This window comes from Microbispora sp. CSR-4 (assembly GCF_008033685.1).
In the GTDB taxonomy this organism is placed as follows: Bacteria; Actinomycetota; Actinomycetes; order Streptosporangiales; family Streptosporangiaceae; genus Microbispora.
In genome coordinates this window covers 139820-153076 of record NZ_VJVX01000008.1, presented here as the reverse complement: position 1 = coordinate 153076, position 13257 = coordinate 139820, and the positions used below count along the sequence as shown (strand labels likewise).

The 13257-nt window shown below is 64.0% G+C and carries 9 protein-coding genes and 1 pseudogene; 8 read left to right on the top strand and 2 right to left on the bottom strand.

Features of this window, described 5'->3' with window-relative positions:
* Nucleotides 1–678 precede the first annotated feature (678 nt).
* From FLV34_RS09875 to FLV34_RS09850, 6 genes and pseudogenes are all read left to right on the top strand, one after another.
* Nucleotides 679–4539, top strand: coding sequence for a DNRLRE domain-containing protein (locus tag FLV34_RS09875; RefSeq protein ID WP_168066137.1), 3861 nt, complete (start codon nt 679–681; stop codon nt 4537–4539).
* 147 nt (nt 4540–4686) lie between these two features.
* Nucleotides 4687–5274: a DUF6461 domain-containing protein gene (locus FLV34_RS09870; RefSeq protein WP_142649083.1), complete on the top strand. Its 588-nt coding sequence runs from the start codon at nt 4687–4689 to the stop codon at nt 5272–5274.
* Between the two features lie 233 nt (nt 5275–5507).
* A pseudogene (locus FLV34_RS09865) lies at nt 5508–5972 on the top strand (transposase); the annotation flags it as partial.
* A gap of 577 nt (nt 5973–6549) precedes the next feature.
* Nucleotides 6550–7281 carry a hypothetical protein gene (locus FLV34_RS09860; protein ID WP_147942936.1) on the top strand — a complete coding sequence of 244 codons (732 nt, stop codon included), beginning with the start codon at nt 6550–6552 and terminating at the stop codon, nt 7279–7281.
* Between the two features lie 153 nt (nt 7282–7434).
* Nucleotides 7435–8277, top strand: coding sequence for a hypothetical protein (locus FLV34_RS09855; RefSeq protein ID WP_147942935.1), 843 nt, complete (start codon nt 7435–7437; stop codon nt 8275–8277).
* Nucleotides 8278–8475: 198 nt separating this feature from the next.
* Nucleotides 8476–8919: a DUF6294 family protein gene (locus tag FLV34_RS09850; protein ID WP_147942934.1), complete on the top strand. Its 444-nt coding sequence runs from the start codon at nt 8476–8478 to the stop codon at nt 8917–8919.
* Here the strand turns inward: FLV34_RS09850 and FLV34_RS09845 are convergent.
* A complete protein-coding gene (locus FLV34_RS09845) occupies nt 8888–9562 on the bottom strand; it encodes a DUF2218 domain-containing protein (protein WP_147942933.1) in 675 nt (224 codons plus the stop codon). The genes FLV34_RS09850 and FLV34_RS09845 overlap by 32 nt on opposite strands.
* Nucleotides 9563–9697: 135 nt before the next feature.
* Between FLV34_RS09845 and FLV34_RS09840 the strand changes: the two genes are divergently transcribed.
* Together FLV34_RS09840 and FLV34_RS09835 are read left to right on the top strand one after the other, a co-directional pair.
* Nucleotides 9698–10285, top strand: coding sequence for a TetR/AcrR family transcriptional regulator (locus tag FLV34_RS09840; protein ID WP_147942932.1), 588 nt, complete (start codon nt 9698–9700; stop codon nt 10283–10285).
* A gap of 102 nt (nt 10286–10387) precedes the next feature.
* Nucleotides 10388–11332, top strand: a complete 945-nt coding sequence (locus FLV34_RS09835; RefSeq protein WP_222709464.1) for a methyltransferase domain-containing protein — start codon at nt 10388–10390, stop codon at nt 11330–11332.
* Between the two features lie 155 nt (nt 11333–11487).
* Here the strand turns inward: FLV34_RS09835 and FLV34_RS09830 are convergent, their stop codons facing one another.
* Nucleotides 11488–12966: an RICIN domain-containing protein gene (locus FLV34_RS09830; RefSeq protein ID WP_222709463.1), complete on the bottom strand. Its 1479-nt coding sequence runs from the start codon at nt 12964–12966 to the stop codon at nt 11488–11490.
* Nucleotides 12967–13257 lie beyond the last annotated feature (291 nt).

Sequence of the window (13257 nt, the reverse complement as noted above, 5' to 3'; positions counted from 1 at the left end):
TGCGATGTAGCCCGAGCAAGACCGGCCACCTGGTCAAAGCCATCGCGGTCCTTCAGAACCATCGGGTAGCACACGCCTCCCGAGGATGAAATTGGCTCAGTCATCCCATGACCGAGAACGCATTGGCCCTGCCGCATCAACGGCGAGACCAATATCGCCCGCGCCACCCGACGCGCCAACCGCCGCCCTCACGAGCTCATTACCGCGGTGACCAGCAGCTACCCGACAACGCAATGACTTTGCTTCCCCACCGGCCAGCCCTTCGGGGGACAAGCCTTTCGCATGTATGCATACGTGTCAGACCGATTTCGGGATAACCGAAACTACCCCCAAGGATATTCTTTTATCACAGATGGAAATAGCAAGCAAGATTTAACCCGCCAATCCCATTTGTGAGTTTTGTCACCAACCAACTCGCTGGCAAAGCCTGAGCGACGAAGGTGAAGATCAACCTGAGTTCGCAGCCCACCGAGGAGGTATTCGTGACGCACCCCTTAGGTTCACGCTCAGTAGGCGCCCATGCGTAGGCTGGTAGCAGGACTGGCAATCATTACTTTGACTACGGCCACGGCGCCAAGCCTCGGCACGCCAGCAAACGCTGCCCCTGCGCCATCGCCTGCCCCCACTCCCACGATCGATTCTGCGCCGCCAGGGGGTGTCCAAGTCCTGGCTCGAGAAGTGGAAGCTGCGCAGAAGCAGGCAGCAGAGATCGGGCGTCCGGTGGAGGTGCCGGCTCTCTTCACTGAAAACGCCAAAGTCTTTGCCAAGAGCGATGGCAAGACATTTCAGGCTGAATTCCACACCACACCGATTCAGCTCAACAGCACCGACATCAATGGCGTAACGAGCTGGTTGCCGATCGACACGACTATCGTCTCCAACGGCGGTAAGTTAGAAGCCAGACGTGTGAAGACTCCACTGGAATTCGGCACCGAGGGCTCAACCACCCTTGTGTCCGCTAAAACGGCACAAGGTAGAGCCGGATTCCGGTGGGGGAAGAAACTGCCCGCCCCCCAGATCTCGGGTAGCCGAATAACCTACCGTGATGCGGTAGCCAAAGGCGCCGATCTCGTGGTCACGGCCAAATCCGACGGCTTCATCCAGAATATTGTTCTCCGGGAGCGGCCAAAGGCGCCACTTTCGGTGAGACTTCCAATGGGCCTGCCGAGGGGGCTGACTTACCGCAGCATTCCGAATGGGGGGGCTCAGCTCCAGACCACCGAGGGTAAGCCCAAGGCGGCACCCATAACTGTCCAAGCGACGGACGCGCAGGCGGAGTTGTCCCCGGACAGTGGAAAGATCGGTAAAGTAGAGACGAGCATCATCGAGGCAGCAGACGGGCCAACACTCGTACTGAAGCCGGACTCTACGTTCCTGGCCGATAAAGCAGTAACTTACCCGGTGACCATCGCAGTCGCCAGCGACTACATAGGCGCGGGCTTGGCGAACGACGCCTGGGTCAACAAGAACAATCCCGATCTCAACCACCTGACCGACGGCTGGTTGCGTGCCGGAACCACTCAGACAAGCGCTGATATCGCCCGCGTCTATCTGCGATACAACGTCACCGGCACCGAAGCATTGGACGGCGCCAAGATCCTGAACGCCGACTTGATGCTCTGGAACTATCGATCAGGAGCCCCCACAGGCAGTAGTAAGAACTGCGGCCTGCAGGTCGGTTCGGGGATCGTCGCCCGTAAGCTAACCTCAGGCTGGGACTCTACCCTTTCATGGAGAAAACAGCCGTCATCGACCACATCGGGTCAAGACGCCAATCAGGCCGCTTACAGCGACACGGCTGGCTGCTCAGGGGGAGGTGAACTGATACATTCGATCGAACCGATCGTTCAGTCGTGGGCCAGCGGTGAGCCCGACTACGGCCTGGTCCTCCAAGCGGTGAACGAGACGGCCGTCATCAACTGGCGCCAGTACTATTCATCAGAATCTGGCTCATGGGATCGCGAACCAGAACACGCTCCAATCCTTTTCGTGCAATATGAGCCGGCCACGGTAGAACAGGTCGTATCAAACTACAGCGAGCCGCCGTCCAGGCCCATCTCATATGAGGATGCTGTTGCTCATCAGGTAGGAACGCCTGAAGAAGAGTCGCAAGCACCTAGCATCACGGGCGAGCAGTCGAAAGAGATCGGACGTAACTCGTCTGATTGGTTCGAGCCGAGCGAAGAACTCTCCAAGCCGATGGAGGACGAGGACTGGTCCACAGTGATTCCGGATTGTGGGGAGGAGGCCGGCGACTGCTTCCCTGAACCGACCCCTGACACGGTCCCTCCGGAGATCTACCGAGCGACTCCGGAACCGAACACAACCGACGCTCCCTCCGATGTTCATCCGAGTGTCCAATTTGACGAGCCCATTTTCCAGGCGCAGCTCGTGCTCAAGAACGCCGATGGCACAATTGTGGCCGGCGTGAGCAGCTTCCCGGATGAACAGACGCTGGTCTTTGTCCCCAGAGCACCTCTGGCTCAGGGGACTTACATCGCCGAAGTCAATGGCGCTAGAGACGCGGCAGGGAATGTCATGGTTCCCTACACATGGCAGTTCTCGACCACCGCATCAGCGCCACCCACCCCTGAACCTGTGAACCCGAACCCATACTTCGAAGCGACGCTCGATCCTTGGTATTCCTACTACAACGAGGACGAGCTGACTAGATCGACGGACCGGGCGCATCAGGGGATAGCATCGGCCAAGTTCGTTCCTGCAGAGGGTGAGTGGGGCTGGGCAATTGAAGAGTTCCCAGTAGCCGGTGGCGCGAACTATCAGCTAGCAGGCTGGTTCTTTCCCGCTACTGAAGATCCGTTCGGCGGGTTCGAGTACGGCGTGGAGTGGTACGACACCGACTGGAATTACCTCTCCGACAGCATCTTCGGTAGCACATCCACAGTGGGCCGGTGGCAGTCGGTATCGGAAACGGTGGCCGCACCTGCAGGAGCTGCAAACGCGCTCATTCTTCTGGGATCGGGTGCCACGATCTACCTAGACGAGATTACATTACGCCCGGCCGCTGGGATGGCCGCAGCAAGCGACGTTGCAAGAGCCCAGAAATCCGGAAAGGCGGGGCCAGAATTTTTGGTGGTCCCAAATGGGTACGCCCATTCGAGGAGTAGGGCAGTTTCGAAGAGCGGGATCCGGCTGAAGGGCAAGATCCTAGGTGTAGACAAGGAGTGGAGTGCTGACGCTTCCACGTCCGTTGAGGCGGGAGCATCGAGCATCGACCACTCTCCCTCACCGGCAACCAGGCCGTATCCGAGTCCCCCCGGTGATACGAATTCTCCCGCCGTCAGCGGAGAAACGTCCGCTGACCGCGCGATGGCCGCAGGCAGTCAGCCGGTCAGGAAGTTTTACAAGCATGTGACGTTCTCCGACTGCGATGCCAACCCAAACGAGGCCATCGCCATCACTGGGGGATGGACAAAGAATTCGTACAGCTGGTGTGCGAAGAGATGGCACTCGGCAATCTATTATAAGAACGTTTTCAAAGTCAATCTCGGTAAGTGGCAAAGAGTCACAATCGATGATGCGGTATGGGAAACAAGTAGCCTCATTCATACTTATACAGGCGGGAAGGTAGCGGAGGACAGTAACGGCAATCCACCAGCCCAGTCCGCGCCGGAAGCGAGAAACATCCGGGTTGTGATGCGGATTGACAAGGTCTGGGGATTCTCCAAGAGCATGCAGGACAAAAACGACGTCGACACGCTGCGCCCCGCCGTGTCCGTCAGCGGCTGCACCAACATCACCGGCGGAGGAGAGTTCGCTCGGACAATCAATCAATGGAGCAAGGCCACCGGAAGCGGAAAAGAAGTGGAATTCCTATTCCACTCGAATGAGAGTGCCGCTAATAACGAGCATAAATTAGCTACCTGCACCTTCCGGCCATACATAGCGCTGAGCGATGGCTTCAAGCCAAGGAATCTGCGGGTGGTAGAGGCGAAGGACTCCCCTGTCGTTGACTGCGACACCTCGCCAAAAATCTTGATGTATTACGGTGGTTGCGTACTAGTCGAGGCTGTTCCTCGACTAGTAGTCAGCACTTCGAACTACGTAAACGGTTCCATAAACAAGGCCAAAGAGTTCGCGCAACACCTTGACGATGTCTTCACCAAGCCCAACAGCACACTGCCGACAAACCCTGCTGGTAAGCGGTTCCCGGGCAACGGCGAACCGAACAACTTCTCAGCTCCGCTGACCAGGGCCATGGATCCGCAAGTCGAAAGCGACAACCGGCACATCGCAGTTGAGCAGTTCTGCTATAAACACTGGAGCGATGCCGAGCGCACCGGAAAGGAGTGTGACGAGTATCCGTTCGCAAAGACATATGAGGGGGCGGCAAACACTGCCGGATGGAGTTACTCGGTTAGACCCATCCCCTTAACCGCAAACAAAGCGGGCGGCGCTCGCCAGAACATCCTCTGGCAGAGGTACAGGATTCTCGATGGGGACCCATTCAAGGTGCGCGTGGTACATTCTAACAAAGTGAAAAACCGATACTATTCCGGAATCGAAGAAGACGACTAGTTGTAGCGGTCTGGTCACGCACGCCTTCTCTGATAACAATCCCGCAACCGTGCGGAAGGAAGGTTCGATAGGCTTTCAGGAAAAGCGCTGACCGCCACCAGGAGAGCCCAGGTCCTGCATACGTATGCCAGGGCCTGGGCTCTCCACTTGTACAGAAAGGAGGCAGCTGTCATAGTGGTGCTTATGGAGTCAAATGCTGCAGAGCATTATTCTGCCCTGGTTGCCCGGTGGCTGACCGGGCCAGCCTGCATCACCTGGGTTAGCGGCGCCGGCGTCGAGAAAGTCGCCGAGATACTAGGCGCGGACATTTCATCGAGTTCTCCGATGTCTTGGCTCGATGCCCAGTTCGAGCGATATGACGAGGACTGCGAGTCAGTCCTCATCGGCGAGGCCGGTGCTTGGGTGATCGCACTGGAGCCGAACGGCTGGGAGGGCAGCCTGCCGGAACAGCTCAATTCGTTGTCCAAGAATGGCAAAGCTTTGAATCTCTACTGGGACGGCCCAGTCCGCAATGAGTTCCGGTACTCGGTCAACGGACAGTTGACAATGGACTTCAACAGGTCCACCTCTGGAGGCGCCGTCCAGGGTATACCGTTCCCAGATACCCTCGATGACTCCTGGAAAATATCCGCCCTCGTCTTGGCGGAACAGCTGACAGGAGTCCGCGTGGGTCATGAATGGATGGAATCAGAGCATTTGCGATTCATCCTATCCGCCGGCGAGGAGGAGGACTAGAGAGTCTTAGAGGGCGTTTTGGGGCGTCTCGTGAGCTGAAGTCGCCTATGTCTGTTGGTTGATTTGTGTGACATGCGTGGTATCGGCGTATCCGGGAACCAGGGCGCGCTCGCGTCTGTGTCCATTTCGTGAGGTGAGGGTGCCTGGATTCCGTCTGGCGTAGCTTTGCAGGAGACACGCCGTGTTCGGCTGATGTTGGGGTGTCGCGGCGCACGAGGAGTAGGGGTCGATGCATGGCCCCCCGACGCGCGTACCCCTCCGACATCTCCGACCTCCGCTGGGCGCTGATCGAACCTACCCTGACCGCTTGGCGCCAAGCCCGGCTCGACCGGCGCCCGACCGGAGAGGCAGCCCGCACCGACCTGCGGGACATCTTCGACGCGATCTTGTAGGTGAACCGGACGGGGATCGCCTGGAAGTACCTGCCGCATGACTTCCCGCCACACCCCACGGTCTACTCCTACTACGCCACCTGGCGCGATGAGGGCATCTTCGCGCAGCTCAACTGTGAGTTGACCGGTCTGGCCCGCGTGAAGGCCGGACGCGCTGCCGAGCCGACCGCGGCCGTCATCGACACCCAGAGCGTGAAGACCTCCACCAACCCGCCCACCACCACGCAGGGGACAGATGCCGCTAAGAAGATCGTCGGGCGGAAACGCAGCGTCGCCACCGACGCGCTTGGCCTACTCCTGGCGGTGAACCACTCCGACTTTCGTGGAGGCCCTGAAGCCAGCATCATCTGCTGGCGGAAGGGAGAATCACGTCACGATGCCAGCCCCGAGGAAATACCCCCAAGAGCTTCGCGAGCGCGCGGTGCGCATGGTCTTTGAGGTCCGCCGGCAGACCGGCGGCGCCGGGCGACGCTGGTCTTCCCGGAGCCGGAGTTCCCGCGAAGAACGATCAAACAGGTGTCCAGAGAGCCCGTACGCATCCGCTCAGGGTACGAACAGTCCGCGGGCGACACGCTGCCTTCCCTGCCGGCTGCTGACGTCCCGCCCGCCGGAGTATTCCAGGGCGGTCTGAAATTTCAGCGCCGGTCCGGCCGGGATGCGACCGCCTAGCACGGCGATTCAGCTCTTTCCGAGGCTCCCTTAACACGCAGCGCATTACATCTTTGACAAAGGTGCTCACTACGAGATACCTGTGTGCGTAGAGCAGCAGGGACGCGGATCCCCTCTCCGAATTCGGACCGATACGGCGTTGGTTTTTGCCGATTTCCGAAACGTCGCGGCCATATTGGCCGGCCGCATTGACCCTGGTAACCGGGGAGGAAAGATGGGTTGCGAAAGAAGAGCCACCGAGAAAGCCGGTTTACGCGCCCTGCGGCGCATAACGGCGTGGCTGACCGCCGTGGTCGCGCTGCTGACAAGCCTGGTGGTGACGAATTCGCCGGCTATGGCGGCCGACCTTCCGTACGGGCCGTACACCTGCGCGAACGGGTACGTGTGGCGGGATGCCTACGCGGGCGATCAGGTCTGCGTGACGCCGGCGATCCGCACGCAGACCGCGACGGAGAACGCGCTGGGCCCGTCGCGCCGCGAGCCGGGCGGTGGCCCCTATGGGCCGGACACCTGCAAGCAGGGCTACGTCTGGCGTGAGACGCGGCCCTCGGACCACGTCTGCGTGCCGCCGTCGAGCCGCGACCAGGCCTACAGCGACAACTCCAGCGCCCACCTGCGGCTGGCGGACCCGGGCGCGACCCCGCGCGGCGGGGTGAGCATCTCCACCACGCTCAACCAGTTGGGCGGCCGCCTGTTCGCCAACGGCAGCGGGCTCACGCCCTACGGCGCGGTGACGTTCTCCGCGGTCGGGATCGGCACGACCAGGCCGTACGGGCTGGGCACGCTGTACGCCGACGCCTACGGCAATCTGCCGGGATGGCAGCACGTCGCGGACGTCTGGTGCCGCAGCTACCAGACGGGGCCGGCCACCATCGTGGTCCTCGACGTGAGGACGGGCCTCGTCACCACCGCGGGCACCACGACCGCGTTCCTTCACTGCGGCTGAGCTCCACGTCATCGACAAGGGCCGTACGGGGGGCATGGCATCTTTAACGGTGCCGCGTCCGCCGCGCGACGCCGTGCCCGGTGGGGCGAATTGAACCCCGCGCGTCCGGGGTGCCGGCGGGCTAACGTCGAAATCCCGAACGCGGAGCCGCCGATGACCTACCCTGCGCCGCCCTGCCGTCTCTATGTGCTCCCCGCCACCGCCGCGCCCGTCGCGCTGATCATGCGCCGAGGCCCGGCCGGCTGGTGGCACCTGATGAAATGGGACCTCCTCCGTTGCGAGGTGACCCCCGGCGCCTGGCTCCGGGGAACTCTTTATCCACGCCGGTGTGCCGTTTCCCCCGACGGCACGCTTCTCGGTTATTTCGCACTCGGGCACGGGAAGTCGCCGTGGGACACCTATTTCGCGGTGTCGAAAACGCCGTGGCTGACCGCGCTCACGGCTTGGCAGACGCACGGTACGTGGACCGGCGGCTGCGAATTCGCCCCGGACAACAGCCTGACGATCTCCGCTTCGATGGACAAGAAGCCCTTCCACGGCAGCTATCCCTATCGGGTGACGGTGCGGGATCTCGACCACGACTGGGTGCGCCGGGACCTCCTGAACGAGCTCAATCGCGGCTGGCGCCCCCTGCCCCAGGAAGCGGCCAAGCGGCTGCCCCCGGAACTGCGTCAAGCCGTGCTCATCGAGCGCACCCGCCGGGGTGACGACCACGCCCTGGTATTGGCCCACACCGGCACCGACTTTCAGCGGCACGGCATCGAGGGCGTCCAGGTGAGCTATCTGCGGAGGGAGGCCGACGGTGCCTTCACTCCGCTGCCCGAGGCCGTCTGGGCCGATTGGGACAGTAAGGGAAGACTGCTCATGGCCACCCGCGACGGCCTCGTGACGATCACCGATCGGCAATCGGGCTCGTGGACGCGAACATGGTCCCAGGACCTGCGCGATCTCACTCCGGCCCCTGCGCCCTCCCCTCATTGGGCGCGGGAATGGTAGCCGCTTCCCCCAGGCATTGGTTCCGCTGGTGGCACAGGCCCCGACCGGTGACGCAACGGCGATATCCCGGAACGTGGAGGGAGTGCTGGCACCCCCAAGATCCTCAAGCTGACATCATCGACCCGTAAACCCCTCCGTCCTTATCTTTTTGAACGTCGGAAGGAATCACCGAAAAAGAAAAGGAAGGACGGGATTTCCATGAACAGGATTCGCCGGACGGCGGGCGCGGTCTCGATTCTCGCCACCCTGGCCGCGGGTATGACACTGCCCACCGCTGGATTGGCCAGCGCGTCCACGAGCGCGGTCAAGACGATCGTCTGGGACTACGACATCCACCGGGGCGACTGCACACTGTTCCACGAGGCCAAGCTGGTGCTGACCTCGGACGGCAAGGCCCGATTCGAGGGTGTGGTCACGAGCGGCGACGACAACGACGCCTGGCTCATGTGGCTGACGCTCAAGGACCGCGACGGGGCCGTGCTCGCATCCGTCTACAACGACGACCCGGTCCCCGGCGACAGCACCAAGTTCGTCAAGAACCTGCCCAACCACCGGAACCGGTACCGCTGGTTCGCGTACGGCACGTTCGACCGCGGCCTCTACCCGCTCATCAAGAGGGTGGGGATGCGCGCCTCGTGCTGAGCCGGTCGGCACTCGCCGGATCGTGTTCCGGGGTCTGCGAGCCGTACGGCGACCTGCGCTTGCGGAGGCGGGCCCACATGATCAGCGCGATTTTCACCACGACGAGCACGATGACGATGTCGGCGGCAGCGACGGTCCAGCGTGACTCCGCGACGACCGTGCCGGCCAGGCCGACGTGCAGGCCGATGACGAGGAGGAGGGCCGACGCCAGGAGGACGGTCCGCAGGCGCGGACGGGAAATCCTCCGCCGGGGCGTGGCCGGGGTCGCACCGCCGACGGAGGCGTCCGGGGGGTCCTGCCGCTGCCAGGTCACGACCAGTGGCTCGCGGCGGCTGAACCGCTCGAAGTCGCGGGTGACGACGTCACGTATCCGGTCCAGGCCCTCCTCGTCCGGTGCGTCGATGCGAACCGTGAGGACGCCGGCCCCGGCGGTGAGTGTGCATTCGCCCCAGGGGATGAAGGTGACGGTTCCGCTGGTGTCCGACCATTCGGCCGTCACCCGCACGTCGCGGCGGGCGGCCGATCCGTGCGGATGTAGCCGGGCGGTATGGCCGCCGCCACCCATGGCGGCCGCGTGCTTGCAGAACTGGGCGAGGTAGCGCCCGGCCCGTTCGGTCTGGATGCGAGCGTGCAGATGTGGCATCGGGGACTCGTCTCTGGTGAAGGGATCAGGCGATGCGGCCCTGTTCGTCGTTGGCGAGCGATCGAATTTATCGATACATAGTGTCTACGGCAACAGCACTATGTCGCGCAAGCGGACGTTCTGTATGATCTGGGCGTGCCCAAGCTGTGGACAGAGACGATCGACGCGCATCGCGCGGCGGTCCGGGATGCCGCCCTGAACGCCATGGCGGCGCTGGTGGCCGAGCGCGGACTGGTCGCGCTGACGATGTCGCAGATCGCCGAACGCGCCGGTGTCGGGCGCGCGACGCTGTACAAGTACTTTCCCGACGCCCAGGCCGTCCTCACCGCGTGGCACGAACGCCAGATCACCGACCATCTCGACCGGCTCCCCGCCGCGGCCGACCCGGCCGAGCCCGCCGTCGTACGCCTGCGGGCCGCGCTGCGGGCCTTCGCCGAGATCCAGCACCACTCCGCGCGCCATCACGGCGGTGAGCTCGCCGCGCTGCTGCATCGCGGTGAGCACGTCGACCGCGCGCGGCATCGGCTACGGGAGTTCGTGGAGAACCTGATCACCGAGGCCGCACGGGACGGGGATGTCCGCGACGACGTGGCCGCCGGGGAACTGGCCGGCTACTGCCTGCACGCCCTCACCGCGGCCGGCACGGCCGACAGCCCCGACGCGGTCCACCGCCTGGTCACCGTCACCCTGGCCGGGCTGAGCTCCCCGCCTCCCCGGCCGTGATCCGACGGGGTTCCTGATCCGGATTCGGCCCGCGGGTCACGGCCGCCCGTACGGCCCGGTGGGCCAGGGTCTCGGGTTTGCCCAGGTCACAGCCTGACATCAATGTCTCCCGTCGTCGTGGCTTGGGCGGCCGGAGGTGGTGACCATGTGGTCATGACTTCCTCGCCACGCCCGCCGCACGTCGATGGCGGATCGGCTCCGGCGAGCGGGACTACCGCGCTCGGCGGACAGCCCGCTTCCGCCCGCGGTTACCTGCTGGACAACGCGCGCGCCGAGGCGGGCGAGCGATTCGTTTGGCTGGCCGAACTGTTCGACGGTGTGACGCGGGGGCACTTGGATCGGCTGGGGGTCGGGGCCGGCTCGCGGTGCTGGGAGGTGGGGGCCGGCGGCCCCAGTATCCCGGAGGCGCTCGCGGCGGCCGTCGGTCCTACCGGGTATGTGCTGGCCACGGACATCGACCCGTCGTGGCTGGAGGCAGGCGACGGGTACGAGGTGCGCCGGCACGACGTCGCCGCTGATCCGCCCCCGGAGCCGGGAACGTTCGATCTGGTGCACGCCCGGCTCGTGCTGGTCCATGTACCCGACCGGGCTCGGGCGTTGGCCACGATGGTCGCGGCGCTGCGGCCCGGCGGCCGGCTGCTGGTCGAGGACGCCGATACCGCCCTGCAGCCACTGGCATGCCTGGATGACAGCGGCCCGGCGCAGCGGCGGGCCAACCGGCTGCGCGACGCGGTCCGGGAGCTGCTGACGCGCCGCGGAGCGGACCTGCGCTACGGCCGGACACTGCCGCGGGCATTGCGCGAGGCCGGCTTGGTGGATGTCGGCGCGGCGGGCTTTTTCCCGGTCGGCGGACCGGCCTGCGACCGGCTGGAGGCGGCGACCATCCGGCACGTGCGCGGCGAGCTGCTCGCGGCCGGCCTGGCCGACGACGCCGAGATCGACGCGCACCTGGCCGCCATCCACGCGGGCGAACTCGACCTGACACTCGCGCCGCTGATCTCGGCCTGGGGACGCCGTCCAGATGAGGACCCGCCGGCACTCGGTTAGGCGCGGCTCCGGGCGTTGTCCGATCTGCCCGCAGCGCTGTTCATCGAGGGAGCGTAGAACGCCGCTGTCCGGATCCCCGGCACCGAGCGCGCAGCACGAGATCGGCACCGGGGAGGGGGATGCATCGCGGACTCGCGGTCACGTCGAGACGACCGTCAGACGGGCGTACGCGACCACTGCTGGTTGGCGCCGGTGTTGCACGAATACTGCTTGAGGATTACGCCGTCCGCCGTCGATGCGGCCGGTACGTCCACGCATTTGCCGCTGTGCCGTGCCCGGAGCTGGAAGTATCCACCGTTGGCGACCATCTGGAACTGCTGGTTGGCGCCGGTGCCACAGGTGTACTGGATGAGCTCGGCGCCGTCGGCGGTTGAAGCGCTCACCACATCAAGGCACTTTCCGCTGTGGCGGCTGACGATGCGCCAGTAGCCGCCGCCGGCGTCCTCGAACCGCCACTGCTGCCACGGGTTGCCGTTGTAGGGGTACTGGCCCACGCGCGCGCCGTTGGCGGTGCTCGCCTGCAGGACGTCCATGGTCTTGCCGCTGTGGCGTACGTCGATCCGGTAGAAGGGTTCGGTCTGCGGCGGAGACGAGGGTGAAGGTGAGGGGGTGGAGCCGCCGATGGTGTCACCCCAGGCGTAGCGGATCCGGTCGGCGCCGGATTGGTTGCGGACGCTCAAGGTGAGATTGGTGCCACTGCCGCCGAGGGCGTACATCGAGTACCAGTCGTAGCCGATGTCGCCCGGCTTGCCGCCGAGGGCGGGCCAGTAGGTGCCGCCCATCTGGTTGTCACGCATGACCTGGGCCACGGCGCGGAGGTAGCGCACGAAGTTGTCGGTGCTGTTCGCGTCGGCGTAGTTGAGGCCGGTGGACATCGGCGCGCCGAATTCCGTCACGACCGCGCGGGAGGCGCAGTTGCCCAGAAGCGTCTGGATGTGGCTCCGGAAAGCGTCGTAGGTCATCGCGCTGTAGAAGAAGGCGTAGTAGTGGAAGGACAGCAGCGTCGAGTTGAAACGGCTGTCGTTGCAGATGTCCCGGAGGTCCTGGCTGAATCCGGTGCCGCCGATGAGCACCCGGCCGGGCACCGCCGAGGTGTGAGTGTTGAGCCAGTTCGCTGCCACGTTGCGCCAGTCCGCCGACGAGTAGCCGTGCGGCTCGTTCATGGGCTCGAAGTAGACGTTGCCGTTGGAGCCGTACGTGTTGGTCACGGTGGACCACATCGAGTTCCACGCGGCGAGGTTCGTGATCCTGCCACCGGAGGCCGCGCCGTCCTCCCAATAGGCCAGGATGACCTTGAATCCACGCTCGGTGGCGGCGTCGATGGCGCCGCGGTAGGAGTTCCACCAGGTCGTGTTGGCCACAGTGTGAGTGTTGATAGGCAACCGGACGGTGTTGACCCCCATGGTGGATTCCATGTAGTCGTAGAGCGCGTTGGCCTTGGCTCGCACTGTCGCGTTGCTGTCGGACTGGCTCAGTCCCTGCAGGACGAGCGTGCCGGTGCTGAAGTTGTCACCCAGCACGGCCCAGTTCATGCCTCGGAACTGGCTGGTGGCGGCATGGGCCGACGGCGCGGGGATGAGGGCTGCCACTGCGGCGAGCACGGTCACCACAAGGGCGATCAGCAATCGGCGCAACGATCGGATGGTCCGCGTTGGTCCTGATAAGTAATCATCAGACGCCATGCTCAGTGCCATGAAATGTCCCATCACGAGATCCGAATTGCTGGGCCGAACTTTCACCTGCGCACAGTGTTAGCGATAACATCACCACGGGGGCCTCACGCTAGAGAGGAGGCGGGAGTGCGTCAACAGAAAGGGAGACGACGCGCTCGACCCGCTGGTCCGCCAGGGGCACCGCTGTAAATTTCAGGCCGGCTTTCCTGGTCGCGCCGACGCCCCGACGGTGCCGATGCGACTCCATCGCGC

Bases quoted from the DNA above. Each gene is read 5' to 3' on its own strand.
- FLV34_RS09850 (WP_147942934.1), top strand. From the start codon at position 8,476: ATGAACAGGATTCGCCGGACGGCGGGCGCGGTCTCGATTCTCGCCACC.
- FLV34_RS09855 (WP_147942935.1), top strand. From the start codon at position 7,435: ATGACCTACCCTGCGCCGCCCTGCCGTCTCTATGTGCTCCCCGCCACC.
- FLV34_RS09845 (WP_147942933.1), bottom strand. From the start codon at position 9,562: ATGCCACATCTGCACGCTCGCATCCAGACCGAACGGGCCGGGCGCTAC.
- FLV34_RS09860 (WP_147942936.1), top strand. From the start codon at position 6,550: ATGGGTTGCGAAAGAAGAGCCACCGAGAAAGCCGGTTTACGCGCCCTG.
- FLV34_RS09835 (WP_222709464.1), top strand. From the start codon at position 10,388: ATGTCTCCCGTCGTCGTGGCTTGGGCGGCCGGAGGTGGTGACCATGTG.